Origin of the sequence: Allobosea vaviloviae, from assembly GCF_001298265.1 — a bacterium.
GTDB lineage: Bacteria > Pseudomonadota > Alphaproteobacteria > Rhizobiales > Beijerinckiaceae > Allobosea > Allobosea vaviloviae_B.
The window spans coordinates 16,989-41,754 of the sequence record NZ_LGSZ01000048.1 but is presented as its reverse complement, the minus strand read 5'-3'; the positions used below and the strand labels follow the sequence as shown (position 1 = coordinate 41,754).

Genomic DNA, 24,766 nt, shown 5'->3' with positions numbered 1-24,766 from the left:
GCCGCCATCTGGTCAGGCGGCGCGGTGCCGCCGGACGAGATGATCAGATACGCCTCCTTAGCTGGGAGGCGGCATTGCCTCCCTCTCGCGACTTGCTGAATCAGGACCGCGCCGGGGGCGTCGTCCGGCGCGCAGGCGGCCTTGGTGCCGCCGGGGGCGCCGCGGGCTCGCTCTCCCGCGCCGAGCCGCTCGATGCGCCCGCCGCGATCAGGTGTTCGGCCGTGGCGATGGCGCGCGTTCTGCCTTCCGGCGAGACCATGGCGGCCAGCAGTGCCGGCACCCAGGGCGGCACGGGCAGTTCGCCCGCCAGCCATTCGTGGACACGCTTGACCCTGCCGTTGCAGAACAGATCGGCAAAGCGTTCCGGGCTCAGACCGACCTCGTCGAGGCCGAAGCGGAACTGCGCGCCATCGATGTGATGGGCTTTCGATTTCGGCAATCGAAGCGGGCTGGCCATCTCGGTGTGTCTCCTCGGGTGCCCAGCGGGCCGCTTCGGCCGAACGCAAGGGAGCCGTCATGCTTTGGGCGATGCTGCCAGCGATAGCAAATACAAGGGCCGTCGTCAGCTTTGTCCGATGGGCAAGGCCAGGGTTGCTCGGAAACGCCGGCCCCGCTGGAAAGCCGTTTGCCGGATCGGGTTCGTCGAGATCAGGCGCGGAACAGCGCCGGCAGACGAGCGTTTCCCGGTCTCCCAAAGGAGATCGGCATGAGCGACGCGACGACGACGGCCATTCACCTTGAAGCCCGCGGCTTTGTCCCGAACAATCCCAGGCTACCGGTCCTGATCTACGCGCAGGCCTTCGCGCCCGACGCCGATCTTGCATCGATCATGGAGAAGCGCTTCGACGACAATGGCTGGCCGCCGCAGTGGCGTGACGGCCTCTACGACTTCGATCACTACCATTCGCGGGGTCACGAGGTCCTGGGCATAGCGGCGGGAGCAGCCGAGCTCGTCCTTGGCGGCGATGGCGGCCGGCGGATAGCGGTCAAGGCCGGGGATGTTCTCCTGCTGCCGGCGGGCACGGGGCACCGTCGCATCGAGCAGTCCCGTGATCTCCTCGTCGTCGGTGCCTACCCGCCTGGACAATCCGGCGATATCATCCGCGAGGCCCCGACGCCGGCGATGCGCCAGCAGATCGCTTTCCTTCCCTTCCCCTTGGTCGATCCGGTGCTGGGTCGGGACGGGCCGCTCTTGCGTCTGTGGCCTGACACGGTCGTGAGCAAATCCTGAAGAAGGCAGGCGGCCGATCACGAGCAGGTGCGGCGAAACCCGGCGATGTCGCACGGCACAGGACCTTCCATGCACCGTCGGCAAGTCGTCGCGGAGTGCGATGCGTTCGCGCCGTCCGGGCGCTCGACCTGATGCACAAGAACCGGGGCGGGCTTCTGTCGGGCGCCAAGGCCGCAGCCGGGCGCCTCACATGTCGAGCGACCCGCCTAAGCGGATACCATTGGGATTTTCGATTGGGACATGGCGCGCCCGACACGATTCGAACGTGTGACCTCTGCCTTCGGAGGGCAGCGCTCTATCCAGCTGAGCTACGGGCGCAAACCGTGGAAGGGCAATAGCTGATCGCGGCTGCTTCGGCAATGTGGGATTTCGCGACGAGCACGAACTTGGAACGGCACCGATCAAGCGTCAGAGCCGGTCGGCGGTCGAATCCGATGGAGGTGCGTCGCATCATGGCGGGTGCCGATCCGCTACGTTGTGCCGCAGTCGTCATCGGGATTGCGCCGGCTGCGGCGGCGATGACAATGGCAGCGTCATGCCGATTCTCAGCGCCATTCCTGCCGACATCCGGCGCGCTGCCTGCGCCTTTCACGAGGCAGGCCATATCGTCGTGGGCTGGCATCACCAGCGCTGCATCACCCATGCCTGGCTGCGGCCGCCTTACGGCTTCTCCGGCGAGACCTGCTTCGAGCCCTATCGGCGCGGCTTCCAGGCCGACAGGCCCGGCGATCAGCTGCGTGCCGAGGTCGAGATCACGATCCTCTCGGCCGGGCATTGCGGCGAGATGATCTACTGGAACGAGGGGAAGGCCGCGAAATGGTATCCGGGCGAACTTCACTCGCATGCGGATGATCTCGACCAGATGAAGCCCTATATCGCGCTGCTGCGGCCAGCTGACGAGGTGCTGTTGCGAGAGCGCTGCGCGAGGGCGGCCACCGTGATCCTCTACCAGCCGTCGATGCGCCTGGCCCATGCGGCCGTCGCGCAAAGACTGTTCGCTGACCGACGGATAGAACGCGATGAGGTGGATGACATCATCGGAAGCGTCACCGGCGCTGGCCGCGGTCGGCCTGTCCTGCCGGCGGGACCCTGACGTCAGCGGGCTCTGAGGCTCTGGATATAGGCAATGACGTCGTCGGTCTCGGTGGGTGTCAGCTGATAGCGCGGCATGGCGCCATGCGGCGTCTGCAGGAAGACGCGCAGCGAAAGCGCGGTTTGCGAGGCCATGTCGGCGACCGCGCCGAAACCAGGCGGAACCCGGGAGGGATCGCGGGCCGCGCCATCGATGTCGTGGCACTGGATGCAGAGCGACGTCGCGACTGCCCGGCCGGCACGGGCATCGCCGACGCCTTGCGCCAGGGCGCCGCCCGCGCAGGCCACGCTGGCACAAAGCGCCCCGAGACCCCATCGGAGCAGGCGAGGGCCATCGGTTTGCGGTGAGCTGGTGATGGTAGCCTTCATGGCGCCGTGCTCCTCTTGTCGCGAAGAGCCCCCCGCTGGGGTCAGGACGCGGGTTTCCACAGGCGCGAAACGCGCCGGATATAGGCCACGAGCCCGTCGGTTTCGTGCTCGATCAGGCTGAATTCAGGCATGCCGGGATGGCGGACCACCGTGCCGTCGATCAGAACGGGCGCGGGGTTACCGCCCGGATAGCGCTCGGCGATCAGCGGAAACGGAGGGGATCGCGGGTTCGGGCTGGCGCCGCCCGCCTCGATGGCATGGCAGCCGCCGCAATGCTGCTGCGCCACGCGCTTGCCGATGGCGACGCTCTCGGCATTGTCGGGCCGCTGCGCATCGGCCGGCATCGCCTGGCTTGGCTGGGCGAGCATGAAGCTGCCAACGATCATGGCGCCGGCGACGCGCATGAGCCGCATCGCACCGCGTGCGTCCCTGGGAGGCTTGCCCGCCCGGGATGTCGTGCTTGTCATGGCTGGTCCCGAATGTGAGGTCGCCGAGCGCATCTATGCTGCGGGTGCAAAGCCCCAGCCTTGATCGAGGTCAAGGCAAGAGCTTCAACAAGATGTGGCGCGCGTTGCAGCGCCCCGCCGGGGCGCTACTGCCGCTTGGTCACTTATCCTGCAGGGCGGCCAGAAGCTCCGGTCCGCTCTTGCCGATCAGGTTCTTGGACAGCTCGACGACAAGTGCCGCCTCCAGCTGCTTGTGGTAGTGGCGCCGCATCTCGCCCAAGGTCCGCGGCGAGGCGACGACCACGAGCTTCTCGATCTTCTGCCCGGTGACCTGGTGATTGAGCCAGACTGTGACGGCGGCGGCATGGGCATCCTCGTCGATCTGATGCCCCGTCGGATTGGCGGAACTCGAATCCCGTCCGGCGCCGCTGGCCCTGTTGTGCTCGTCCAGATCGGGCGCCGGCATCGCTGCGAGCGCCGGGTCGGCTTCGTTGCCGCTGTTGCGGAAAAGCGCGAACTGCTTGCCGTCGACGAGAGCGATGACGGTACCGTGGGGGAGTTGCATTGAGGTGTCCTCGGCTGGGTCCGGCCCGGGAAGCAGGCGACCTGCATGTCTTTGATCGACAACGCGCCCGCCGCCGCATTGATCCCGATCAAGGCTCGTTTTCCCTGACCGGTTTCGCTCGAAGGGAAGATCATCGAAGGCTGGCGCTGCCGAAGAGACATGGGTTTCCAATGCGGCCACATTCGGCGTTGCCGAAACCGCCTCCGCCGGAGCACGTTGTCGCGGCGCTGTTGAATGCACCGACCCGGAGAACGCCCTTGCCTCGTCTCGCGATCGACCCCGACCGTCTCTGGTCGGACACCTTGACTCTGGCCCAGATCGGCGCGCTGCCGGCCGGCGGCTGCGATCGCCTGGCACTGACGGAGGCCGACGGCGCGGCCCGGAGCCTGCTGCGCTACTGGTTCGAGCAGGCGGGCCTCGCCGTCTCCATCGATCCGATCGGCAACATCTTCGGGCGGCGCGAGGGCACTGAACCCGGTCTCGCGCCGGTCTTCGTCGGCAGCCATATCGACACGCAATCGCCCGGCGGCAAGTTCGACGGCGTGCTCGGCGTGCTGGCGGGGCTGGAATGCCTGCGCACGCTGGACCGGGCCGGCATCGCGACGCGCCATCCCATCGAGGTGGTGAACTGGACCAATGAGGAGGGCGCCCGCTTCGCGCCGGGCCTGATGGGATCGGCGGTCTTCACCGGCCAGCTCGATCTCGCCACGGCCCATGCCTCCAGGGACCCGGCCGGCATCTCCGTCGCGCAGGCGCTGGCACAGATCCGCCAGCTCGGCGATGCCCCGATGGGCCGCCCGGTCGACAGCTATTTCGAGCTCCATATCGAGCAGGGCGACCGTCTGCAGCAGGCCGGGCGGACGATCGGCGTGGTCGAGGGCAGCGAGCACAACTGCTTCGCCGACGTTACCTGCCTCGGCGACAACGCCCATGCCCAGGCGACGCCGATGGGCCAGCGCCGCAATCCGCTCGCCGCCGCGGCCGAATTGATCACCGCGATCGAGGCGATCGGCCATCGCAACGCGCCGGTCGGATCGATGGGTGTGGCCTCGCTGCGGCTCTGGCCCAACAACCGCATCAACATCCCCCACCGCGTCGTCTTCACCTATTCGGGCACGCATCCCGATAGCGTTGCCATGGGCGCGATGCGTCGCGAGATTACGGCGGCCGCCGCGGAGATTTCACGGCGCACCGGCATTGCGATCGAGGTCGAGGCCTCGCCGGACCGGCCGGCCGTCGATTTCGATCCGGGGCTCGCCGACCTCGTCGAGGGCATCGCTGGAGAACAGGGCTTCAGCACGATGCGCCTGCGCTCGCGCGCGGGCCATGACGCCATCCGGATGGCGCCCTGGTGCCCGACGCAGATGATCTTCATCCCCTGCAAGGACGGCATCTCGCATAGCGAATACGAGGATTGCCGGCAGGACGATGCGGCCGCCGGCAGCAATGTGCTGCTGCACGCGCTCCTGGCTCGCGCCAACCGCGCCGGCTGATTCTGTGTTCTCGTCATATGAAGCCACGACCGGCTCGGAGCAGCGCACGTGACCAACTCTGACCATGCCGTCTTCGAAGCCGGCGATGTCACCCTGCGATCGGGTGTCGTCTTCCCCGATATGAAGCTGGCTTACAAAACCTTCGGCACGCTGAACGCGGCGCGCGACAACGTCATCCTCTATCCGACCTCGTTCAGCGCACAGCATCACGACACGCAATGGCTGGTTTCGCGCGAGGGCGTGCTCGATCCGCAGCGCTATTTCATCATCATCCCCAATCTCTTCGGCAACGGCCTGTCCTCCTCGCCGTCGAATACGCCCGATGCCTGGGGCGATGGCCGTTATCCGCTGGTCAGCTATCACGATGCCATCGCGGTCCAGCGCCGGCTGCTGATCGAGCGCTTCGGCGTCGACAGGCTCGCTCTGGTCTATGGCTGGTCGATGGGCGGCATGCAGGCCTATCACTGGGCGGCGCTCCACCCCGAGATGGTCGAACGCGCGGCAGTCGTCTGCGGCAGCGCGCGTTGCTCACCCTTCAATCACGTCTTCCTCGAAGGCGTGAAGGCCGCGCTGATCGCCGATCCGGCTTTCCAGGATGGTCGCTTCGTCGCGCAGCCGGTTGCCGGCATGCGCGCGATGGGGCGCGTCTATGCCGGCTGGGCGCTGTCGCATGGCTTCTACCGCGACGAAGCCTGGCGGGGCTTAGGCTTCACCTCGCTGGAGGATTTCCTGGCCCGGTCGTGGGATGGCGCCTTCGCGCGGCGCGACGCCAATGATCTGCTCGCCCAGATCGCCACCTGGCAGGATGGCGATGTCAGCCGCTGCGATGCCTTTGGCGGCGATCTCGCCGCCGCGCTGGCCGCCATCCGCGCCCGCATCCTGCTGATGCCGGGCGCGACGGACAGCTATTTCCAGCCCGGCGACAACGAGGCGGAACGGCCTTTGCTGGTCCATGCGCGCTCCGTCGATTTCAGCCCCATTCCGTCGATTTACGGCCACAGGGCCGGCAATCCGATCCACATCGCCGCCGATCGGGAGTTCCTGCGCCGCAAGATCGCCGATCTGCTCGCGCAGTGAGTGACGTGCAGCCCCATCCGGTCCAGATTGGCGGATGCGATTGACGAATGGGAACAGAGGCTGCATCCGGGCGTCTTGATACTGCTTTCCGCTTTGCTGCCGAGGAAATCCGATGACGTCCACCGTGAGCCCGCTCGCCGGAAAGCCCCTCGCCCCCGGCCTGCTCGTCGATGTCGCCAAGCTGACGAAGGCCTATTTCGATCTCCCCGATCCCGGCCAGGCCAGCCAGCGCGTCGCCTTCGGCACCTCGGGCCATCGCGGTTCGTCCCTGCTGCTCTCCTTCAATGAGGCGCATATCCTGGCGATCGCCCAGGCGATCTGCCTTTACCGCAAGGGCAACGGCATCGACGGCCCGCTCTTCCTCGGCATCGACACCCATGCGCTGTCGCGCCCCGCCTTCGAGACATCGCTCGAGGTCTTCGCCGCCAATGGCGTCGTCACCATGGTCGACGAGGATCTGCGCTTCACCCCGACGCCGGTGATCTCGCACGCCATCATCGGCTATAATCGCGGCCTCAGCGCGGGGCTGGCCGACGGCGTGGTGATCTCGCCCTCGCACAATCCCCCAGCCGATGGCGGCTTCAAATACAACCCGCCCCATGGCGGACCCGCCGATACCGACGCCACCGGCTGGATCGAGCGCAAGGCCAATGAGCTGATGGCCGGCGGCCTCGCCGGCATCACGCGCATGCCGTATGCGAAGGCGCTCGCCTGCGAATTCACCCGCAGGCACGACTACATCACGCCTTATGTCGAGGACCTCGCTGATATCGTCGACATGGAAGCGATCCGCTCGTCGGGCGTCAGCATCGGCATCGACCCGCTCGGCGGCGCCGGGCTCGACTATTACGCGCCGATCATCGAGCGCTATGGCCTGAACGCGACCGTGGTCGACACGACGCTCGACCCGACCTTCGCCTTCATGCCGGCCGACTGGGATGGCAAGATCCGGATGGACTGCTCCTCGCCCTATGCGATGACCCATCTGATCGGCATGAAGGACCGCTTCGACGTCGCCTTCGCCAACGACACCGATGCCGACCGGCACGGCATCGTCGCCCGCAGTTCCGGGCTGATGAACCCCAACCATTATCTGGCGGTGGCGATCGCCTATCTCTTCGAGAACCGTCCGGGCTGGCGTAGCGATGCCGCTATCGGCAAGACCATTGTCAGCAGCGCGATGATCGACCGCGTCGCCGCCAAGCTCGGACGCCGGCTGGTCGAGGTGCCCGTCGGCTTCAAATGGTTCGTCGACGGGCTGTCGGATGGCAGCTTCGGCTTCGGCGGCGAGGAGAGCGCCGGCGCCTCCTTCCTGCGCCAGGACGGCACCAGCTGGACCACCGACAAGGACGGCCTGATCCTCGGCCTGCTCGCCGCCGAGATCACCGCCGTTACCGGCTCCGACCCCGGCGAACGCTATGTCGAACTGACCAGGGACCTCGGCGAACCGCTTTACGCCCGCATCGATGCGCCGGCCTCGCGCGAACAGAAGGCCGTGCTCAAGACATTGTCGCGCCAGCAGATCAAGACCGACACGCTTGCCGGCGAGCCGATCACGGCCGTCCTGAACGAGGCGCCCGGCAATGGCGCGGCGATCGGCGGCGTCAAGGTCGTCACGGCCGATGGCTGGTTCTGCGCCCGTCCCTCAGGGACGGAGGAGGTCTACAAGATCTACGCCGAGAGCTTCCGCAGCAACGCCCATCTGCGCCAGATTCAGGACGAGGCTCAGGCGATCATCAACGCCGCGTTCGCAGCGGCGTGAGCGCATCCCTGGCTTGTTGGGCTCGCAACCACGCCGTCATCCCGGACAAGCCGCATCAGCGGCGCCGATCCGGGATCCATGCCTGAGCGCCCACTGGAGAGGCTCCGGAATGGATCCCGGGTCTGCGCTTCGCTTGCCCGGGATGACGGTGTGGTTCTGAGCCTAACCGTTGGGCAACAGGCTTCACCTGCCTGCCCCTGATCCTCAGTCCTTCTCGCCGACGGCCTTGCGCTTCGCGGGTGCCTCATAGGCATCCGGCGCAGCGGCCTCCGCCGCCTGGCGCTTGCGCGCCATGGCATCGATCAGCTGGCGGTTGGAATGCTCGAGCGTTCCGACATGGTCGATATGGTGCCGCAGATCGTCGCGGAGTTGCTGGTTCACGCCGATCAGGAAATCGCCCCTCGATTGCAGGGCCGAGAGCTTGATGTCGAGATCGTAGACACGCCGGTCGCGCAGGGACAACTCGTCGATCAGCTTGCGTTCGCGCTCGGTTGCTGCCGTCGCTTGCGCTTCCATTTCCTTGATCGTCTGGAGCGCGGCCACGATGCGCGCCTGCGCCTGGGTCGCCGCCTCGTTGGCGGCCTCGCGCTCGCCGCTCATCTTCTCGGCCAGCGCGGCGATGTCGCGTTGCAGGCGCTGGTTTTCACCGCTGGCGGCGACGAGGTCGGAACGCAGGATCGCGACCTCCCGCGACAGCCTCTGCCCCGTCGCGGATTGTTCGAGCAGCTTCTGCTCGATCACCTGGCGCTCCTCGGATAGGCGCTGGACGCGCGAATCGGTGGTGGAGAGCTTCTGGAGCAGCCCGTTCGCCTCGCCCTGCAGCTTGCCGTGCTCGGCTTCGAGCGTGGCCAGCGAGCCTTGCGTCTGGTCGAGGACAGCACGGGTGCGGTGCAACTCCTCCTCGTAGCGCAGCGCCAGCGGGCGATAATGGCCAAGTTCGCTCTGCAAGCCCGCGATCTCGCGGTCCTGCCGGTTGCAGGCGGCGCTGAGCTCCTCGATCTGCGCGGCCTGGTCCTGCGAGGTCTCGATGAATTTCGGCAGGATCTGCTGCATCGTCGCGGTGCGCGTCATCAGCAGGTCGAGCTGGACAGACCAGTTCGAGATCTTGGCGAATTCGGTCTGGAGATCGTTGGACTGGTCGCTGATCGCCGCCATGAGCTCGCCGACCTCATGCGACGAACTCGGCTTGACGAAAGCGGCCTGGGCCGCGGCCGGGGGGGTGCCCGGCTCGTTGGCGGGCATGGCCGAGTCGAGCGGGGCAAGATCGAGCGGCGCAAGCCCGGGGGGAGCGAGGTCGGCGACATCCAGCGCCCGTGGCATCCGCAGATCGCGGCCGTCGTCGCGCTCGCCCGGGAATGCGCCCCGCGCGCTCGCGCCCGGCTTGCCCATGAGCCGTCTCAGACCTGCTCCAAACATCGACGCCACCTCAACCTTGCCCCATTGACGCGGTCCGCGCCGCCTTCAGGCCGCCCGGTCCCCGAGGCGTTCAGACTCAACCGAAGGCGATAGGCCAGCAGAAGGCGCCGCGCGATCCATGGCAATGTTCCGGCCTCGGCTTTGACGAGTTGCGAACAACTTCTTTCGAGCTGTCAGCGGCGAAGCTGCACGGTCCTGCGGCAAGGCAAGGCACCGCGGTCGTCGCCGTGACATCAGGCCGGTCGCTGCGGCACCCCTGACTGGCGCAGCTTCAGTTCGAGCACATAGGCGCGCTGGACGGCTTCGCGCTCGCGCAGGATCGCCTTTTCGAGAATGCCCTGCTGGGTCTGCAGCACCTGGTTGGCCTGTTCGAGCGTCGCTTCCGCCTTGCGGGCGCGCTGGCTCCAGCCATCCTTTTCCTCTTGCAGCGCCGCAATCTCGGCCCGGAGCTGGTCCCGTTCGTGATGGACCTCCTGAAGCGAGCTCCTGGCCTTCTGGACGACGCCCAGCAATTGCAATTGCAGCGTCTCGAAAGCGTCGCGCGCGCCCTCGACCAGGGTCAGCGTCTCCTGCGGATTCGGCCGATTGGCGGCGCGGCCGGTAAGCGGGCGCCTCGGAGCCGGCGAAGCGGCGACCGCATTCCCGTCCCTCGCCTCGCTCCGGCCCGGGGTCCGAAGCATGGCCCGGGTCAGACTGGGCATCTCCTGCGTCACGATCAGCCGCGCGACTGTGGGCGGTTGGCCGACGAGAAGGAGCTGGTCACGGCGTCGTGCAGTCGGGCGAGCCAGGCCTCGGCCTCGACAGCACGGGCCTCGGCCTGGCGGGCCCGTTCCTCGGAGCGCCACAACATCTCATTGGCGGTTGCGATCTGGCCTTCCAGCTCGCGCATGTTGACGGCGGCCTGGGTGATCGTCTGCTGCAGGCGCTCTTCGAGCTGGGCGTAGCGAAGATCGCTGATCCGGATGGCTTCGCTGGTTTCCTCGATCAGCGCGAGCGCCGACGGCCAGTCGCGCTGCGGAGCTGCCGGAGGGGCGGCGGGGCTGACGGCCTCCGGCAGGGCGTAGGCCGGTGCGGCGGGGGGCAAGGAAGCCGAGGGGAACGCCGCGATCTTGTCCGAGGCATTCAGGAACATCTCGGAGGTCGATGCGGTCTGGCGCGGCAAGGTCGTGATGGTCGCGAGATCGTTAAGAGCAGGCTGCATGATGGTCTCCGTTCGAGCTGAGCAAGATCGCCGTGCCTGACGAGGCTTGCCCGAGGGACTGACGGGCGGGCGGGACGGTTGGAGGCGAGGCGGGCGCAGCGAGTCCGGTCGACTGCCGAACGTGCTGCTCGATATGCGTCTGCAGCGCGCGGCGGTTGGCCCGGGCGAGATCGAGCGCGCGTTGCAGGAGAACCTTGTCGCGGCGTTCGCTCTGCACGGCCTCTTCCAGGCGCTGGCATTCCCGGTGCAGCACGTCCGTCGCCGAGTTCTGCCTGGCTCTGACCGCCCGCAGATCGGCCTCGACGGCGGCGCCTGCATCTCTCAGGCGTTCGATCTCGGCCGTCCGGCTGGCCAGCGCCGCCGTCAGCCCCGCGATCTGATGGTCCTGTCTGATCTTGTCGAGGGTGGCTTCATGCAAGCTCTGCTTCAGCCTCTCGAGTTCCGTCGCGACGGCGCGGTGGCGCTGATCGGCGGATGCGATCGCGTCGCGCTGCTGTTCGAAAGCCCGCTCGCTCAGGCTGAGCGCGGCTCGCGCTTCGCGCCCATGCAATCGCTCCGCTGCGAGCAGGGTTTCGGTGGCGGCCAGGCGACCCAGCGCAGCCTCGAGCCGCAAGGCGAGGAACCCGTCCTGCGCCAGCGAAAGCCGGTGAATCGAGTCGGTATCGACCGCAAACTCGCCTGTCTCCGACGTCGCTGCGCCCAACGCCGCCGGCCCGCCGGGCCGTCCCTCATGGTGCAAGGGCGATCCCAGCCAGTCATTGGGGCGGGCAACCGGAAGGGCGTTCAAGTGGTGGCCTCGAAGATAGCGCCGGTGGGAGCTGTGGGAACGCCAACACGAATCGATCGCTCATCTTATCTACTCTTAAGGAATCGTATCAATACGGGATTTCATCCGGTTGTCGTTGCAGCGCCCCGCCGACAGTTTTTCTTGGGGATGCCGCGGTTCTTGCCGAGGCTGGCTTGCGTCAAGCGGGCGCCCCGACATTCCCGCGATGCACGCCCGCGTCTTGCGGCGGGCGCCATTCCAGCCGAGTCAGGACATCGTCGTCCCTGGACGACACGCTCGTCCATGGAGGTCCCCAATGATTGTGAGCCGCCGCAGGGTTGCCGCCGGGCTGCTCGCCGCGCCCGCGCTGCTGACGGCCCGTCCGGGTTTTGCCGCCGGGCGGCCGGTGACGGTCGCCTCGCTCTTTGGAGAGGACAAGCCGGAGACGATGGTCTGGCGCAGGATCGCGCAGACGCTGGAGCGGACGGCGCCCGGTCGCTTCGACCTGCGCATCGTCGGCAATGCCGCGCTCGGCGGCGAGAAGGAGGTCGCCGAAGGCCTGCGGCTGGGCTCGGTGCAGGCTTCGCTCTCGACCATTTCCGCGCTGTCGGGCTGGGTGCCGGAGGGCCAGATCCTCGATCTTCCCTTCCTGTTTCGTGACCGGGGCCATCTCCGCCGCGTGCTCGACGGCCCACTCGGAGCCGAACTCAAGGGACGGTACGAGGCCCAGGGCTTCGTCGTGCTCGGCTTCATCAATTACGGCGCGCGCCACCTTCTGGCGAAGGAGCCGATCACCACGCCCGCCGCCATTCGCGGCAAGCGCATCCGCGTCATCCAGAGCCCGCTCCACACCGAGCTCTGGTCGGGGCTTGGCGCCTATCCGACGCCGATCCCGATCCCCGAGACCTACAACGCGCTCAAGACCGGCGTGGTCGACTGCATGGACCTGACCAAATCCGCCTTTGTCGGCTTCCGCCTGCATGAGGTCGTGCCCTGGTTGATCGAGACCGGCCATATCTGGGCGAGCGGCGTCATCATGGTCTCGGCCGCCTTCTGGAAGGGCTTGTCGGCGGACGACAGGACGGCGCTCGCCGCCGCCGCCGCCGAGGGCACGGCCTATTTCGACGAACTGATCATCGCCGACGAGGCTGCCTCGATGGCGAAAGCCGCTTCCGAGGGCGGCAAGGTCGCCCAAGCCGAGGACCGGCCGGCCTGGGAGGCTGGCGCACGCAAGGTCTGGACGACGTTCGCGACGAAGCTCGGCGGGCTCGACCGGATCGAGGCCATCGCCAGAAGCGCTTGAACCTGACACTCGCCTTCGCCCCGTTTTCGAGGAGCCTCCCATGACGCAGTCCATCGACCACATCGTCATCGCTGTCGCCGATCTCGACCAGGCGATCCGCGACTACGAGTCGCTGGGCTTCACCGTGCTCGAGGGCGGCGAGCATCCGCGTGGCTCGCGCAATGCGCTCGTGGTGTTGGCCGATGGCGCCTATCTGGAAATCATCGCCTTCTCCCGGCCGGTGCCGGGCTTCCGCTGGTGGCAGGTGCTGGACGGGGCCGGCAGCGGCCTCGTCGACTACGCCCTGCTTCCGGCCGACACGCTCGATGTCGATCTGGCGCGCACCCGTGCGGCCGGCATCGAGATCGACGGGCCGATCGATGGCGAGCGCCTGCAGCCGGACGGCACGCGCATCGCCTGGCGCTCGGCCCGCCCGCCCGAGCCCGACATCCCCTTCATCTGCGAGGACGTCACGCCGCGCTCGCTGCGGGTGCCGGAGGGCAAGGCGCGCAAACATGCCAATGGCGTCACCGGCGTGGCCGGCGTCACCGTCGCCGTGCGCGATCTCGCGGCCTCCGTGGCGCGCTACCGCGCCCTGACCGGGCTGGAGCCGCTGGCGTCAGGCGGTGTGCCGGGTCTCGGCCTCGGCCTCGTCCAGTTCAGGATCGGCCGCCAGATGCTCTCGCTGACGCAACCCCGCGGCGAGTCCTGCGAGGGCCTGACCCGCCATCTCGGCCGGCGCGGTCAGGGCGCCTACGCAATCTCCTTCTACGGCCCCGCCGATCGCTGCTTGGACCGCGCCCTCGCCCACGGCGCGAGGCTGGAGATCGTCAAGGCGCTGTGAGGGACGCGCTCCCGCTTCATCAAACAAGCGCGACGTCGTCCCGGGCGACCGTAGGGAGACCCGGGACCCATTCCGGAACCTCTCCTGCAAGCGCTCCGGAATGGATCCCGGATCTCCGCTTCGCTGCGTCCGGGATGACGGCGTGGGAATAGCGCGGGATACCTTCAAGGCCCGCGACTTGCATTCGTGACGCTCCACTCGAAGGGCAATCCATGGCTTACGACCTGATCATCGCCAACGGCACGATCGCCACGGCGTCCGACGTCTTCTCCTGCGATATCGGCATCCGCGACGGCGTCATCGTTGCGCTTGGTCATGATCTCGGCGAGGCCGCCGAGACGATCGATGCCAGCGGCAAGCTCGTGCTGCCGGGCGGCATCGACAGCCATGTCCACATCGCCCAGCCGAGCGGAGACGGCATCGTCATGGCCGATGATTTCGCCTCCGGCACGCTCTCGGCCGCCTTCGGCGGCAACACCACTGTGATGCCGTTCTGCATGCAGGAGAAAGGCACCAGCCTGCGCGAGACGGTGAAGGATTATCACAAGCTGTCGGAGGGCCGCTGCTACACCGACGTCTCTTTCCATCTCGTCATCTCCGAGCCGACCGAGCAGGTGCTGGGGCAGGACCTGCCGGCGCTGATCGAGGACGGCTACACCTCCTTCAAGGTCTTCATGACCTATGACGGGCTGGCCTTGAACGACCGGCAGATGCTCGAAGTCATGTCGGTCGCACGCGAGACCGGCGCGCTCGTCATGGTCCATGCCGAGAACGATGACGCGATCCGCTTCCTGACCGACCGGCTCGAACGCGGGGGCCAGATCGCGCCGAAGTTCCACGGCACCTCGCGGCCGATCCCCGTGGAGCGCGAGGCGACGCATCGGGCGATCTCGCTTGCCGAACTCGTCGATGTTCCCGTGATGATCGTCCATGTCTCGAACCGCGAGGCGATGGAGGAAATCCAGCGCGCCCGCTCGCGCGGCCTCAAGGTCTATGGCGAGACCTGCCCGCAATATCTCGTGCTGACCGAGACCGACATGGACGGTCTCAACATGGAGGGCGCGAAATATGTCTGCTCGCCGCCGCCGCGCGACACCGCAAGCCAAATCGCCTGCTGGGAAGGGCTCGCCAACGGCACCTTCAACGTCTTCTCCTCCGACCACTGCCCGTTCCGCTACGACGACCCGGCCGGCAAGCTGACACCCAAGGGCCGCACCTCCTTCCGCTGGGTGCCCAACGGCATCCCCGGCGTCGAGACGCGGCTGCCGATCCTGTTCTCGGAAGGGGTGGGCAAGGGCCGCATCACGCTGAACCAGTTCGTCGCGCTGTCATCGACCAATCACGCCAGGACCTATGGCCTGACGAAGAAGGGCTCGATCGCGATCGGCATGGATGCCGACATCGCGATCTGGGACCCGCAGCGGCAGGTCACGATCAGCCAGTCGCTGCTGCATCACGGCAGCGACTACACCCCCTATGAGGGCATCGCGGTCACCGGCTGGCCGGTCACCACCATCCTGCGCGGGCAGGTCGTGATCCGTGACGGAGAACTGGCGGGAAAGCCGGGGCAAGGCGGGCATGTCGCGCGCGAACGCTCGCAACTGGCGCGGCCGGTTGGGGCGCCGCCGCACGCCTGAGCCTATCCCTTCGCGTCGGCCGGCATGCTATGGCGCCCGCACCAGGCTATCGCGAGGCGAGGATGCGCAAACTTCTGATCATCGGCATCGGTGCCGGCGACCCGGACCACATGACGGTCCAGGCGATCAAGGCGCTGAACCGGGCCGATGTCGTCTTCCTGCCGGACAAGGGCCAGGAGAAGGCGGCCCTGCGCCATCTGCGCGAACAGATCTGCGCCCGCTTCATCGAGAAGCCCTACCGGACGGTGACGGTGGAGACGCCGCAGCGGGCCGAGGCCGGTTCCGACTATCGCGGTGTCGTCGACGACTGGCATGCTCGCATCGCTGCGAACTACGCGCGCCTGTTCACGGCAGAGCTTGCCGAGGGCGAGCATGGCGCCCTGCTCGTCTGGGGCGACCCCGCGCTCTATGACAGCACGCTGCGCATCGTCGAGCGCGTCCGCGCGGGCGGCCTCGCGCTCGACTGGGAGGTCATCCCCGGGATCAGCAGCGTGCAGGTGCTGGCGGCTCGCCACAGGATTCCGTTGAACCGCATTGGCGAGCCGATCCTGATCACCACCGGCCGCAAGCTCGCCGCCGGCTTTCCGGCCGGCCAGGACAGCGTCGTCGTCATGCTCGATGGCGAGCAGGCCTTCGCGCAGATCGCGCCGGAGGATCTCGAGATCTTCTGGGGCGCCTATCTCGGCACGGCCGACGAGATCCTGATCGCGGGCCGTCTTTCCGAGGTCGCCGGCGAGATCGAGCGCGTCCGCGCGCAGGCCCGCGAAAAGCATGGCTGGATCATGGACACCTATCTGCTGCGGCGGATGCAGGCGTAGGCGGTTTTCTGAGGAATCACCTTGTCATCCCTGGCCAAGCGGCGGAGGCCGCGCAGCTCCGGGATCCATCGGAGGGGGCCGGAGCTCGACCATGGATCCCGGGTCGACCTTCGGCCGCCCGGGATGACGCTGTGTTCCTGCGGATAGTCAGGCGAGGCGCCCATCGCTTGCTCCTCGCCACGCCCGCATGTGAGATGCGCGCTACGGAACGCAGGACGAGCCATGCCTTCGACCAAGCGCCACAGGATCGCCGAGGATGGCGGCGTCGAGCGGGATGTCCTCGATCTCGGCGGTTATGTTCCCTATTTCCTGACGGCGATCTCCAACACCTGGTCGCGCAGCTCGTCGCGGCTCTATCTGGAGCGCTTCGGCGTCGGCGTCACCGAATGGCGTGTGATCTCGCAGCTCGCGATCGAGCCTGGTATCGCGGCGCAGCGCATCTGCGAGGTCATCGGGCTCGACAAGGGCGCGGTCAGCCGCAGCGTCGCGGCGCTGGTGGCGGCTGGCCATGTCGCCGAGAGCACCGACGGCCGCGACGCCCGCCGCCAATTGCTCGAGCTGACGCCGAGCGGCTATGCCCTGCATGACAGCCTGATCGCGCTGGCCACTGCGCGCGAACGGATGATGCTGGAAGGCTTCACGGACGAGGAGCGGGCACAGCTCACCGGCTTCCTGCGGCGGCTTCATGCCAGGCTGCCGGAGCTGCGCGAGTTCCGGCCGGACGGAGAGGGCGAGAGTTAGCCCCCGTCACCAGCGGCGGTAGCCGTAACCGAAACCATAGCCGCCGAAAGGCCCGCCGAAGTCGCGATAGGCATAGGCCCGGCGGGCGTCGGCGCGGTCGAGGTCGATCTGCTGCAGGCAGCTCGCAAAGGCGTCGGTCCCGGTGCGGAAGCCATAGCCCCGGCATTGCTCGGCATCGAGCGCGCGGCGCTCTTCGAGGGTGACGCAGCCGCCGGCCGTGAGCGTTAGGGCCAGCGCCGCCAACAGCGCGATCTTCATGTGGTCATCCCTTCAGCGTGCCGTCACGCGCATGAATCAAAGCCGCAATTGCGTCGAGATTGCGAAGAGCCTTCACGCATAGCGCCGCGCCGCCTCGCCATGCGCCCGTCGCAGTGCCGCGACATCGAGCCCCGGCACCGCGCCGTCGACGACACGCCAGCGCCCGGCGACCATCACGCGGTCGGCACGGCCCGCGCCGCACAGAACCAGTGCCGCGACCGGATCATGCGCGCCCGAGAAGCGCAATTCGTCGAGCTGGTAAAGCGCGAGATCGGCCTGCATGCCCACCGCGATGGCGCCGATATCGGAGCGCCCCAGGCAGCGCGCCGAGCCCTGCGTCGCCCAGCGGATCACATCGCGCGCCGTTACTGCGGTGGCGCTCTCATAGCGCAGCCGGTTGATCAGCAAGGCGTGGCGCAGTTCCTCCATCAGGTTGGAGCCGTCATTGCTGGCCGAGCCATCGACGCCCAGGCCCAGCGGTGCGCCGGCGGCTTCCAGCTCGCGCGTGCGGCAGAATCCCGAGGCCAGCACGCCATTCGAGGTCGGGCAGTGGCACACGCCGACACCGGCCTTCCCCAGCCGCTCGCATTCCTCGCAGGAGAAATGCACGCCATGCGCCAGCCAGGTCTTCGGCCGCATCCAGCCGGTGTCCTCCAGCAGGTCGAGGGGCCGCTTGCCATAGACCTGAAGGCAATAGGCGTCCTCGTCCCGGGTCTCGGCGAGGTGGGTGTGCAGCGGCGCGTCGAAGCGCGCAGCCAGTTCCGCCGATTTCGCCATCAGCGACGGCGTCACCGAGAAGGGCGAGCAGGGCGCGAGCGCGATCTGGATCATGCTGCCCGGCGCTGGGTCATGGAACAGGCCCAGCACGCGCTCGCTGTCGGCGAGAATGGTGTCCTCGTCCTGCACGACGGAGTCGGGCGGCAACCCGCCATCCTTCTGCGACAGGTTCATCGATCCGCGCGAGATCGTCGCCCGGATTCCGAGCGCGCGCGCCTCATCCACCGCGATGTCGACCGCGTTCTCCAGCCCCTTGGGGTAGAGATAGTGATGGTCGGTCGCCGTGGTGCAGCCCGACAGCAGAAGCTCCGTCAGCGCGACCCGCACCGCCAGCCGCAGATCCTCGGGCGTCAGCCGCGCCCAGAGCGGATAGAGCGCGGTAAGCCAGGGAAACAGCTCGCGGTCGATAGCCGCCGGATGGGCCCGCGTCAGCGTCTGGTAGAAATGGTGGTGCGTGTTGATGAGCCCGGGCAGCACGACATGGCTGGAGGCGTCGAAGGTCTCTTCGACGGGCAGGGCAGGGGAGCCCCCTGACGCCACCAGTTCGACGATCACCGAGTCATCGACGACAACCCCTCCGCCAGCGTTGTCGGCGACAATTCCGAGCGGGTTCCTGATCCAGAGGCGCATCATCGATCCTGGCTCTCAAATCGCCTTCGGTGCAAGGAGTTCGCGCCGCTTGCACAAGGGTTCCCGCCGGCCGCCGCGGTCGGCACTTGTTGCGTCTTGACAGTCTACTTACTAGTAGGTAGGTAAAATCGGTAACCCATGGAGATCACGATGAGCACTGAGCTTTATTGGCTGACGCTAACGATCCTGATGACCGCGCTGTTCTGGCTGCCATATATTCTCGACCGCCTTGCCATCCGCGGCGTGGTGCCGGCCCTGACCGACACCGGACCAGAGTCGGGTGGGCCGCATTCGCTCTGGGCAAAGCGCGCCATCAAGGCGCACACCAACGCGGTCGAAAATCTTGTCGTCTTTGCGCCAGCCGTCTTCCTGGTGCAAATTCTCGGCGTTTCCTCGCCGGTGACGCGCTCCGCCGTGATCGTCTATTTCTTCGCCAGGCTGGCCCATTTTCTCGTTTACACCTTCGGCGTCCCGCTGGCGCGTACGATCGCCTTCGCCATCGGTTGGTTCGCTCAGATCGCGTTGCTGCTGACAGTGCTGCGCTGGATTTGAGCATGGCCACAACGAAGCGTCCCCTTCTGCTCATCGCCGGCATCGGCGAGGGTTTAGGCCTTAAGCTTGCCCATAGCTTCGCCGTCGGCGGCCATGACGTCGTCGGTTTGGCGCGCCGATCCGAGCCGCCTGCGGGCGTGGCCGAGGCCGTTGCGGCGTCTGGCGGGCATTATAGGCACTTCGTGGCCGATCTCGCCGACCCGGCCGCTGTCTCGCAGGTGCTGCGACCGCTCGCCCCGAGCGTCGACGTGCTGGTCTATAATGCTCAGCGACTGCAGATCGCGACAGTGGGCGAGATCGAACCCGAGACCTTCGAGGCCGTCTGGCGCGACGGCTGCTTCGGTGCCTTTCTCGTGGCGCGGGCGCTGCTGCCGGTCATGGCGGCACGCGGCGGCGGCACCGCAATCTTTTCCGGCGCGACGGCGAGCCGGCGCGGCGGAGCACGGTTTTCGGCCTTCGCCTCGGCGAAATTCGGCCTGCGCGGCTTGGTGCAGGCGCTGGCCCGTGAATTCGGGCCGGCCGGGATCCATGTGACCCATGTTGTGATCGACGGCCTGATCGCCGCGCCGCAGACCGAGCGACGCTTCGGTCCAGCCGAAGGCCCCCGCCTCGACCCCGCCGCCGTGGCGGCAGCCTATCTTGCCCTAGCGCGCCAGCCAGCATCGGCCTGGACCCAAGAACTCGATCTGCGCTCCGGCAGCGAACGCTATTGATGGAGAAGAAGCATGGATGAACCGATTCGCAACGCTGATTTCTCACAGCGGGTTGTTTTGGCGACCGAGGCGCTGCCCTGGGAGGCATCGCCGCAGCCAGGCGTCGCGCGCCGAATTCTCGATCGAATAGGCGGCGAGGTGGCACGTGCGACCTCGCTGGTTCGTTATGCGCCAGGCAGCACTTTCCCCGAGCATGAACACGCGCTGGGCGAGGAATTCCTCGTCCTCGAAGGTGTCTTCTCTGACGAGCACGGCGACTATCCGGCCGGCACCTATGTGCGCAACCCGCCGGCGAGCCGGCATAGTCCGCGCACGGCCGCAGGCTGTGTCATCTTCGTCAAGCTGCGGCAGATGTCGCTGGCCGAAAGCGTGCGCGTTGTCATCGACACGGCCGCTTTCGCCGCGGACGGCCCGGCGCGGCTGCCGCTGTTCGAGGGGCCACAGAGCGGGGAGAGCGTCGCCATTGAAAGGCTGCGCCCAGGCGAAAGCCGTGCTCGACACACCAGTGCCGGTGGCGAGGAGATTCTAATCCTCTCTGGCGACCTTGTCGACGCGTATGGCAGCTATGGGAAGGGCACTTGGATCCGCACGCCGCACGGTATGCCGGGCAGCGGACGCTCCAGCGCCGGCACTGTGTTCTGGGTTAAGCGCGGGCATCTACCGGCTCCGATCAGGGCGAGTTGAGATGCCGGCAGCAACACCAAACCCTAGTGCTCGCACAGGTACTGCCGATGCGATCCTCAACATCGCCCAGGCGCTGATCCAGTCGCGCGGCTACAGCGCGATCAGCTATCAGGACATCGCGTCGGCGCTCAACATCCGAAAGGCGTCGATCCACCACCACTTCCCGACCAAGGCCGACCTGGGCGCCGCCGTGGTAGAGCGCTATATCCAACGCTTCGAAGTCGCCCTCAATGCGATCATGAGTGCAGAAACCACCAACTCACTGGCGATGCTGGATTTCTACTTCCGACCCTATCGCGAGATCGCGGCGACGCCCGACCAGATATGCCTTTGCGGCGCGCTCGCCGGCGAGATGCCGGCGCTGCCGCCGACGCTGCGCGAGCGAGTCGACTATTTCTTCAAGAGCCATCACTCGTGGCTCGCCGCAATCCTGCGGCGTGGTTCTGGACGCAAGGAGTTCGTCCTCGTCACCAGTCCCGAGCGCAGCGCCCGGCTAATTTTCGACGCGCTCCAGGGTGCGCTCCTTGTCCGGCGCACGACCGGCGAGACGGCCGAGATTGAAGAGGTCATCGCCGCACTCCTGGCGCAGATAGGGGCCTGCCTGCCTCAATCCCAGGGCGAATCGACTTTGCAGCGATAGCCGATGAAGCATTGGGCCACATCGCGACTGGGCACGAAAGCCTGTTCGAGAAATTCGCCATGCGCGCAGAAGCCGGGGTCGCGCACAAAGCGGTCATAGGTCGCCCCGCCGGTGCCGAGCACGATCGCCCCATTGGCGTCGACGCTCTGCCGGTTGGCGGCGCAGGTGCGCTCCGGGCTCGAGGGCCGCGACTGGGCGAGCGCGGAACCGGCCGCGAGCACTAGCATCAGGGACAGGGTCAAACGCTTCATGACGGCCTCCGTCGGACTGCGACTGTGATGGCACCGTAACACGGCGGCCGGCTCTGTCGTTCCCTCGCGCGTGCACGGCCGCCATTCCGCCGTTCGGCCCGCCCTGCTTGACGACGGGGCCGCCTTCCGCCATCGCTCCGCCGTCATGCTCGGGCCTGTCCCGAGCATCCCACGTCTTCCCCTGTCCACGTCGCAAGACGTGGATGGTCGGCACAGGGCCGACCATGACGAGAGAGCCGCGCCATGACGAACCTCACCGATCTCGCCGCCACCATCGACGCCGCCTGGGAGGCCCGCTCGGAGATCGGCATCACCACCAAAGGTGCGGTGCGCGAGGCAGTCGAGCAGGCGATCGAGATGCTCGATTCAGGCACGGCCCGCGTCGCCGAGAAGCAGGGCGCCGACTGGGTCGTGCATCAGTGGCTGAAGAAGGCGGTGCTGCTCTCCTTCCGCCTGACCGACAACATGATCATCGCCAACGGCCCCGGCGAGGGCGTGTTCTGGGACAAGGTGCCCTCGAAGTTCGAAGGCTGGGGCGAGAACCGCTTCCGGGCCGCCGGCTTCCGCGTCGTGCCGCCGGCTGCCGCGCGCAAGGGCTCGTTCCTGGCGCCAAACGTCGTGCTGATGCCGTCCTTCGTCAACATCGGCGCCTATGTCGACTCAGGCACCATGGTCGACACCTGGGCGACGGTCGGCTCCTGCGCCCAGATCGGCAAGAACGTCCATCTGTCCGGCGGCGTCGGCATCGGCGGCGTGCTCGAGCCGCTCCAGGCCAACCCGACCATCATCGAGGACAACTGCTTCATCGGCGCCCGCTCCGAGGTGGTCGAGGGCGTCATCGTCGGCGAGGGCTCGGTGCTCTCGATGGGCGTCTTCATCTCGGCCTCGACCAAGATCGTCGACCGCGCCACCGGCGTGATCCATATCGGCAAGGTGCCGCCCTATTCGGTGGTCGTGCCGGGCTCGCTGCCGGGCAAGCCCTTCCCGGACGGAACGCCCGGCCCCTCGCTCTCCTGCGCCGTCATCGTCAAGACGGTGGACGCCCAGACCCGTTCGAAGACCGGCATCAACGAGCTGCTGCGGGATTGAACAAGGCCGTCATTCTCGGGCGAAGCAAAGCTTCGACCCGAGAATCTCTGGCAGCATGGGCCTCTGGTCATGAGATGGTCGGGGCAAGCCCGACCATGACGTGAGGCTGATCCTCACCCCACCGTCGTCGGCGCACCCGCTTCCGGCGCCGCCGCGCTCACGCCCGCCAGCGCGTCGCGCAGGGCCTGCTCGCGGGTGTGGTCGAGCGAGGTCTTCAGCACCGTGCCGCCGCTGCCCTTGATCGCTTCCAGCACCTTGTCGCCGGTGACGCGCTTGACCAGCACGAACAGCGCCGCGTTGCCCGGCTGCAGGCTGGCGGCCAGTTCCTTCATGAAATCGTCGTTGATGCCGTAATCGGTCAGCGCCCCGCCGAGCGCGCCCGAGGCCGCGCCGAGCGCAGCTCCAGCCAGCGGCATCAGGAAGATCGCGCCGATCAGCAGGCCCCAGAAGGAGCCGGACGCGGCGCCCATCGCGGTCGTGTTCAGAAGCTGGTTCAGCTTCACCTTGCCGTCCTCATGCATCACCGCGATGGCGGCGTCGCCGATCTCGATCAGATACTCCTTCTGCAGCGCGAAGACCTTCTGGCGCATCTCCTCGGCACGGGCTTCGGTCGGGTAGACGATGACGACGAGATCGGACATGGGGCTCTCCTGCACGGCATGGGCGCCGGGTGTCTGGCGACCAAGATCTGGGCCTCGTATTTGACGGCCCTGTGGCAAGCCTAGCCGAAAGCGCTTCGGGCGTCCTGAGCTGCATCAATCGCCGGCGATTGTCTTTGCCGCCTCGACGGCGCGGCCGCGCAGTGGCCGTTCTTCCATGCGCAGCAGGAAGAACAGCGCGCAGGCGAAGCCGAGGAAGGTCGCGCCGAAGACATATTGGAACAGCCGCACCATGGTCTCGCGATCGACGGCGCCGAGCTTGAGCGTCTCATGCGAGGCCCCGGTGCCCGTGGCGCCGATGCCGCCGAGCACGATCGCCCCGAACACGGCGACGATCAGCGCGCCGCCGATCTGCCGGAAGAAATTCGCCGTCCCCGTGGCCGTGCCGAGCTGATGCGGCAGGACGGCGTTCTGGATCGAAACGGTGGCGACCGGCAGCATCGTGCCGAGCCCCAGGCTGACCACGCCGAGCAGCAGGCAGAACGGCGCCAGCGGCATCGTGCCGGCATAGATCGTCAGCAGCGCCATGCCGAAGAGCGCGACGCTCAAGCCGGCGACCGGCACGCGGCGATAATGCGTCAGCCGCGTCATCGCCTGGCCCGACGAGGTGGCGCCCAGCACCGTGCCGCAGGTCAGCGGCAGCAGGCCGAGGCCGGAATAGGTCGCGCTCAGGCCCGCGACGGTCTCGAAATAGACAGGCAGGTAGATGGTCAGCCCGATGAAGGTGCCCATCCCGAAGCCGGCCGCGATCGTGCCCATCCGCACGACAGGATTGGCCAGGATGTCGAGCGGGATCAGCGGCTCGTCGGCCGTCCGCAGCCGCCAGGCGAAGCCGAGCCAGAGCAGCAGCGACAGGGCGATCAGCCCGCCGATCGGCGCCGACATCCAGGGGTAGTGCGTCCCACCCCAGGACAAGGCCAGCAGCAGCGTCATCGTCGCGGCGGTGATCAGGGTGGCGCCGAGCACGTCGAGCTTGTGCGGCCGCTCATGGCGCGGCAACCGCTTCAGCGCCGAACTCGTCATCCAGTAGGCGGCGAGCCCCATCGGCAGGTTGATCCAGAAGATCACCGACCAGTGCAGCGCCTCGGCGATCACCCCGCCGAGCACCGGGCCGAGCAGGGAGGACGTCATGAAGACGGTGGCGATGTAGACCTGATAGCGACCACGCTCCTTGGGCGGCACCATGTCGGCGATGATCGTCTGGGCCAGCGCGATCAGGCCACCGCCACCCAGCCCCTGGACGAAGCGCGCCAGCACCAGGACCCAGAGCGAGGGCGCCAGCGCGCAGGCAGCCGAGCCGATCACGAAGACGACGATGCCCGACAACAACACGACCCGTCGGCCATGGATGTCGGCGAGCTTGCCGTAGAGCGGAGTCACGGCGGTCGAGGCCAGCAGATAGGAGGTCACCACCCAGGAGAGATGCGTGACGTCGCCGAGTTCGCGCCCGATCGTCGGCATCGCGGTTGCGACGATGGTCTGGTCGAGCGCCGCCAGGAACATCGCCAGCATGATCCCGAACAGGATGCTGCGGATGTCCTCATGGCTCATCGGCGCGGCAGGGGTCGGCGCCTGATGCGCGTGATCGTCGACCCGTTTGTCCATGAATGCCGCGCCTGCCCGTGCGTCTTTGCAGGGTTTTAATCTAGAAGACGCCCAGGCCGTGCGCCAGAGGCGGGACCAGCCGTCAGGGTCTGTCGGCCATGCCGTTGCGCATGGAACCATTGCCGGTGAAAGCCCTTCGACAGGCCGCGATCACCGTTGCGTCCCTCG

The 24,766-nt window shown here is 67.3% G+C and carries 28 protein-coding genes and 1 tRNA gene; 15 read left to right on the top strand and 14 right to left on the bottom strand.

The annotated features are described in order from the left end of the window. Nucleotides 1-100: 100 nt before the first annotated feature. A complete protein-coding gene (locus tag AE618_RS16450; RefSeq protein ID WP_054210163.1) occupies nt 101-457 on the bottom strand; it encodes a hypothetical protein in 357 nt (118 codons plus the stop codon). Nucleotides 458-706: 249 nt separating this feature from the next. Here AE618_RS16450 and AE618_RS16445 point away from each other — a divergent pair, with 249 nt between their 5' ends. After that, nucleotides 707-1,231, top strand: a complete 525-nt coding sequence (locus AE618_RS16445; protein ID WP_054210162.1) for a cupin — start codon at nt 707-709, stop codon at nt 1,229-1,231. Between the two features lie 241 nt (nt 1,232-1,472). On the opposite strand, the gene AE618_RS16440 is transcribed toward AE618_RS16445, so the two are convergent. Next, nucleotides 1,473-1,549: transfer RNA gene (locus AE618_RS16440), tRNA-Arg, on the bottom strand. Nucleotides 1,550-1,766: 217 nt separating this feature from the next. Here AE618_RS16440 and AE618_RS16435 point away from each other — a divergent pair. Beyond that, nucleotides 1,767-2,324, top strand: coding sequence for a hypothetical protein (locus AE618_RS16435; protein WP_054210161.1), 558 nt, complete (start codon nt 1,767-1,769; stop codon nt 2,322-2,324). Between the two features lie 2 nt (nt 2,325-2,326). Here the strand turns inward: AE618_RS16435 and AE618_RS16430 are convergent, their stop codons facing one another. The 3 genes from AE618_RS16430 to AE618_RS16420 form a co-directional block, all read right to left on the bottom strand. After that, nucleotides 2,327-2,692, bottom strand: coding sequence for a c-type cytochrome (locus tag AE618_RS16430; RefSeq protein WP_156330312.1), 366 nt, complete (start codon nt 2,690-2,692; stop codon nt 2,327-2,329). A 41-nt stretch (nt 2,693-2,733) separates the two neighbouring features. Next, entirely contained in the window at nt 2,734-3,105 is a 372-nt protein-coding gene (locus tag AE618_RS16425; RefSeq protein ID WP_054210159.1) for a c-type cytochrome, read from the bottom strand. Nucleotides 3,106-3,298: 193 nt separating this feature from the next. Then, nucleotides 3,299-3,703, bottom strand: coding sequence for a host attachment protein (locus AE618_RS16420; protein ID WP_054210158.1), 405 nt, complete (start codon nt 3,701-3,703; stop codon nt 3,299-3,301). A 257-nt stretch (nt 3,704-3,960) separates the two neighbouring features. On the opposite strand from AE618_RS16420, the gene AE618_RS16415 reads away from it, so the two are divergent. The 3 genes from AE618_RS16415 to pgm all read left to right on the top strand — a co-directional run bounded on the left by AE618_RS16415 (nt 3,961) and on the right by pgm (nt 8,035). Next, on the top strand, nt 3,961-5,196 hold the full coding sequence (locus AE618_RS16415; protein ID WP_054210157.1) for a Zn-dependent hydrolase: 1,236 nt from the start codon (nt 3,961-3,963) through the stop codon (nt 5,194-5,196). Between the two features lie 48 nt (nt 5,197-5,244). Continuing rightward, nucleotides 5,245-6,273: an alpha/beta fold hydrolase gene (locus AE618_RS16410; protein ID WP_054210156.1), complete on the top strand. Its 1,029-nt coding sequence runs from the start codon at nt 5,245-5,247 to the stop codon at nt 6,271-6,273. A 112-nt stretch (nt 6,274-6,385) separates the two neighbouring features. Beyond that, a complete protein-coding gene (pgm, locus tag AE618_RS16405; protein ID WP_054210155.1) occupies nt 6,386-8,035 on the top strand; it encodes a phosphoglucomutase (alpha-D-glucose-1,6-bisphosphate-dependent) in 1,650 nt (549 codons plus the stop codon). A 204-nt stretch (nt 8,036-8,239) separates the two neighbouring features. Here pgm and AE618_RS16400 read toward each other — a convergent pair whose 3' ends face one another. From AE618_RS16400 to AE618_RS16385, 4 genes are all read right to left on the bottom strand, one after another. Then, a complete protein-coding gene (locus AE618_RS16400; RefSeq protein WP_054210154.1) occupies nt 8,240-9,424 on the bottom strand; it encodes a hypothetical protein in 1,185 nt (394 codons plus the stop codon). A 260-nt stretch (nt 9,425-9,684) separates the two neighbouring features. Further along, nucleotides 9,685-10,131, bottom strand: a complete 447-nt coding sequence (locus AE618_RS16395) for a hypothetical protein (protein ID WP_054210153.1) — start codon at nt 10,129-10,131, stop codon at nt 9,685-9,687. A gap of 35 nt (nt 10,132-10,166) precedes the next feature. Then, entirely contained in the window at nt 10,167-10,652 is a 486-nt protein-coding gene (locus tag AE618_RS16390; RefSeq protein ID WP_054210152.1) for a hypothetical protein, read from the bottom strand. Further along, nucleotides 10,636-11,439 carry a hypothetical protein gene (locus AE618_RS16385; protein WP_156330310.1) on the bottom strand — a complete coding sequence of 268 codons (804 nt, stop codon included), beginning with the start codon at nt 11,437-11,439 and terminating at the stop codon, nt 10,636-10,638. The genes AE618_RS16390 and AE618_RS16385 overlap by 17 nt, the downstream gene beginning before the upstream one ends. Before the next feature lie 295 nt (nt 11,440-11,734). On the opposite strand from AE618_RS16385, the gene AE618_RS16380 reads away from it, so the two are divergent. The 5 genes from AE618_RS16380 to AE618_RS16360 all read left to right on the top strand — a co-directional run bounded on the left by AE618_RS16380 (nt 11,735) and on the right by AE618_RS16360 (nt 16,740). Then, nucleotides 11,735-12,721, top strand: a complete 987-nt coding sequence (locus AE618_RS16380; RefSeq protein WP_054210150.1) for a TRAP transporter substrate-binding protein — start codon at nt 11,735-11,737, stop codon at nt 12,719-12,721. Nucleotides 12,722-12,761: 40 nt separating this feature from the next. Continuing rightward, a complete protein-coding gene (locus tag AE618_RS16375) occupies nt 12,762-13,544 on the top strand; it encodes a VOC family protein (RefSeq protein WP_054210149.1) in 783 nt (260 codons plus the stop codon). Nucleotides 13,545-13,756: 212 nt separating this feature from the next. Continuing rightward, on the top strand, nt 13,757-15,181 hold the full coding sequence (hydA, locus tag AE618_RS16370) for a dihydropyrimidinase (RefSeq protein ID WP_054210148.1): 1,425 nt from the start codon (nt 13,757-13,759) through the stop codon (nt 15,179-15,181). Nucleotides 15,182-15,243: 62 nt separating this feature from the next. Next, nucleotides 15,244-15,999: a precorrin-6A synthase (deacetylating) gene (gene cobF / locus AE618_RS16365; RefSeq protein WP_054210469.1), complete on the top strand. Its 756-nt coding sequence runs from the start codon at nt 15,244-15,246 to the stop codon at nt 15,997-15,999. Between the two features lie 222 nt (nt 16,000-16,221). Beyond that, the gene (locus tag AE618_RS16360; protein ID WP_054210147.1) at nt 16,222-16,740 is read left to right on the top strand and encodes a MarR family winged helix-turn-helix transcriptional regulator; all 519 of its coding nucleotides are present in this window, start codon (nt 16,222-16,224) and stop codon (nt 16,738-16,740) included. A 6-nt stretch (nt 16,741-16,746) separates the two neighbouring features. On the opposite strand, the gene AE618_RS16355 is transcribed toward AE618_RS16360, so the two are convergent. Both AE618_RS16355 and AE618_RS16350 read right to left on the bottom strand, forming a co-directional pair. Beyond that, the gene (locus AE618_RS16355; RefSeq protein WP_054210146.1) at nt 16,747-16,998 is read right to left on the bottom strand and encodes a hypothetical protein; all 252 of its coding nucleotides are present in this window, start codon (nt 16,996-16,998) and stop codon (nt 16,747-16,749) included. A 72-nt stretch (nt 16,999-17,070) separates the two neighbouring features. Next, on the bottom strand, nt 17,071-18,408 hold the full coding sequence (locus tag AE618_RS16350) for an 8-oxoguanine deaminase (protein ID WP_054210145.1): 1,338 nt from the start codon (nt 18,406-18,408) through the stop codon (nt 17,071-17,073). A gap of 135 nt (nt 18,409-18,543) precedes the next feature. Here AE618_RS16350 and AE618_RS16345 point away from each other — a divergent pair, with 135 nt between their 5' ends. Genes AE618_RS16345 through AE618_RS16330 form a run of 4 tightly spaced genes read left to right on the top strand, consistent with a single transcriptional unit; the run spans nt 18,544 to nt 20,994 of the window. Beyond that, on the top strand, nt 18,544-18,957 hold the full coding sequence (locus AE618_RS16345) for an MAPEG family protein (RefSeq protein WP_054210144.1): 414 nt from the start codon (nt 18,544-18,546) through the stop codon (nt 18,955-18,957). A gap of 2 nt (nt 18,958-18,959) precedes the next feature. Next, nucleotides 18,960-19,670, top strand: a complete 711-nt coding sequence (locus AE618_RS16340) for an SDR family NAD(P)-dependent oxidoreductase (RefSeq protein ID WP_054210143.1) — start codon at nt 18,960-18,962, stop codon at nt 19,668-19,670. A gap of 12 nt (nt 19,671-19,682) precedes the next feature. Next, nucleotides 19,683-20,354, top strand: a complete 672-nt coding sequence (locus tag AE618_RS16335; RefSeq protein WP_054210142.1) for a cupin domain-containing protein — start codon at nt 19,683-19,685, stop codon at nt 20,352-20,354. A 1-nt stretch (nt 20,355) separates the two neighbouring features. After that, nucleotides 20,356-20,994, top strand: coding sequence for a TetR/AcrR family transcriptional regulator (locus AE618_RS16330; protein WP_054210141.1), 639 nt, complete (start codon nt 20,356-20,358; stop codon nt 20,992-20,994). Here AE618_RS16330 and AE618_RS16325 read toward each other — a convergent pair. Then, entirely contained in the window at nt 20,961-21,245 is a 285-nt protein-coding gene (locus AE618_RS16325; protein WP_054210140.1) for a hypothetical protein, read from the bottom strand. The genes AE618_RS16330 and AE618_RS16325 overlap by 34 nt on opposite strands. 243 nt (nt 21,246-21,488) lie before the next feature. Here AE618_RS16325 and dapD point away from each other — a divergent pair, with 243 nt between their 5' ends. Continuing rightward, nucleotides 21,489-22,334, top strand: coding sequence for a 2,3,4,5-tetrahydropyridine-2,6-dicarboxylate N-succinyltransferase (dapD, locus tag AE618_RS16320; RefSeq protein ID WP_054210139.1), 846 nt, complete (start codon nt 21,489-21,491; stop codon nt 22,332-22,334). 113 nt (nt 22,335-22,447) lie between these two features. Here dapD and AE618_RS16315 read toward each other — a convergent pair whose 3' ends face one another. Further along, nucleotides 22,448-22,975: a DUF1269 domain-containing protein gene (locus AE618_RS16315; protein WP_054210138.1), complete on the bottom strand. Its 528-nt coding sequence runs from the start codon at nt 22,973-22,975 to the stop codon at nt 22,448-22,450. Nucleotides 22,976-23,089: 114 nt separating this feature from the next. After that, nucleotides 23,090-24,598 carry an MDR family MFS transporter gene (locus AE618_RS16310; protein WP_054210137.1) on the bottom strand — a complete coding sequence of 503 codons (1,509 nt, stop codon included), beginning with the start codon at nt 24,596-24,598 and terminating at the stop codon, nt 23,090-23,092. Nucleotides 24,599-24,766 lie beyond the last annotated feature (168 nt).

Coding starts and splice junctions, on each gene's coding strand:
- dapD (WP_054210139.1), top strand. CDS start 21,489: ATGACGAACCTCACCGATCTCGCCGCCACCATCGACGCCGCCTGGGAG.
- AE618_RS16425 (WP_054210159.1), bottom strand. CDS start 3,105: ATGCGGCTCATGCGCGTCGCCGGCGCCATGATCGTTGGCAGCTTCATG.
- AE618_RS16380 (WP_054210150.1), top strand. CDS start 11,735: ATGATTGTGAGCCGCCGCAGGGTTGCCGCCGGGCTGCTCGCCGCGCCC.
- AE618_RS16315 (WP_054210138.1), bottom strand. CDS start 22,975: ATGTCCGATCTCGTCGTCATCGTCTACCCGACCGAAGCCCGTGCCGAG.
- AE618_RS16340 (WP_054210143.1), top strand. CDS start 18,960: ATGGCCACAACGAAGCGTCCCCTTCTGCTCATCGCCGGCATCGGCGAG.
- AE618_RS16400 (WP_054210154.1), bottom strand. CDS start 9,424: ATGGGCAAGCCGGGCGCGAGCGCGCGGGGCGCATTCCCGGGCGAGCGC.
- AE618_RS16435 (WP_054210161.1), top strand. CDS start 1,767: ATGCCGATTCTCAGCGCCATTCCTGCCGACATCCGGCGCGCTGCCTGC.
- AE618_RS16445 (WP_054210162.1), top strand. CDS start 707: ATGAGCGACGCGACGACGACGGCCATTCACCTTGAAGCCCGCGGCTTT.
- AE618_RS16325 (WP_054210140.1), bottom strand. CDS start 21,245: ATGAAGCGTTTGACCCTGTCCCTGATGCTAGTGCTCGCGGCCGGTTCC.
- AE618_RS16450 (WP_054210163.1), bottom strand. CDS start 457: ATGGCCAGCCCGCTTCGATTGCCGAAATCGAAAGCCCATCACATCGAT.
- AE618_RS16345 (WP_054210144.1), top strand. CDS start 18,544: ATGGAGATCACGATGAGCACTGAGCTTTATTGGCTGACGCTAACGATC.
- cobF (WP_054210469.1), top strand. CDS start 15,244: ATGCGCAAACTTCTGATCATCGGCATCGGTGCCGGCGACCCGGACCAC.
- AE618_RS16335 (WP_054210142.1), top strand. CDS start 19,683: ATGGATGAACCGATTCGCAACGCTGATTTCTCACAGCGGGTTGTTTTG.
- AE618_RS16310 (WP_054210137.1), bottom strand. CDS start 24,598: ATGGACAAACGGGTCGACGATCACGCGCATCAGGCGCCGACCCCTGCC.
- AE618_RS16430 (WP_156330312.1), bottom strand. CDS start 2,692: ATGAAGGCTACCATCACCAGCTCACCGCAAACCGATGGCCCTCGCCTG.
- pgm (WP_054210155.1), top strand. CDS start 6,386: ATGACGTCCACCGTGAGCCCGCTCGCCGGAAAGCCCCTCGCCCCCGGC.
- AE618_RS16390 (WP_054210152.1), bottom strand. CDS start 10,652: ATGCAGCCTGCTCTTAACGATCTCGCGACCATCACGACCTTGCCGCGC.
- AE618_RS16420 (WP_054210158.1), bottom strand. CDS start 3,703: ATGCAACTCCCCCACGGTACCGTCATCGCTCTCGTCGACGGCAAGCAG.
- AE618_RS16395 (WP_054210153.1), bottom strand. CDS start 10,131: ATGCTTCGGACCCCGGGCCGGAGCGAGGCGAGGGACGGGAATGCGGTC.
- AE618_RS16375 (WP_054210149.1), top strand. CDS start 12,762: ATGACGCAGTCCATCGACCACATCGTCATCGCTGTCGCCGATCTCGAC.
- AE618_RS16360 (WP_054210147.1), top strand. CDS start 16,222: ATGCCTTCGACCAAGCGCCACAGGATCGCCGAGGATGGCGGCGTCGAG.
- AE618_RS16330 (WP_054210141.1), top strand. CDS start 20,356: ATGCCGGCAGCAACACCAAACCCTAGTGCTCGCACAGGTACTGCCGAT.
- hydA (WP_054210148.1), top strand. CDS start 13,757: ATGGCTTACGACCTGATCATCGCCAACGGCACGATCGCCACGGCGTCC.
- AE618_RS16350 (WP_054210145.1), bottom strand. CDS start 18,408: ATGATGCGCCTCTGGATCAGGAACCCGCTCGGAATTGTCGCCGACAAC.
- AE618_RS16355 (WP_054210146.1), bottom strand. CDS start 16,998: ATGAAGATCGCGCTGTTGGCGGCGCTGGCCCTAACGCTCACGGCCGGC.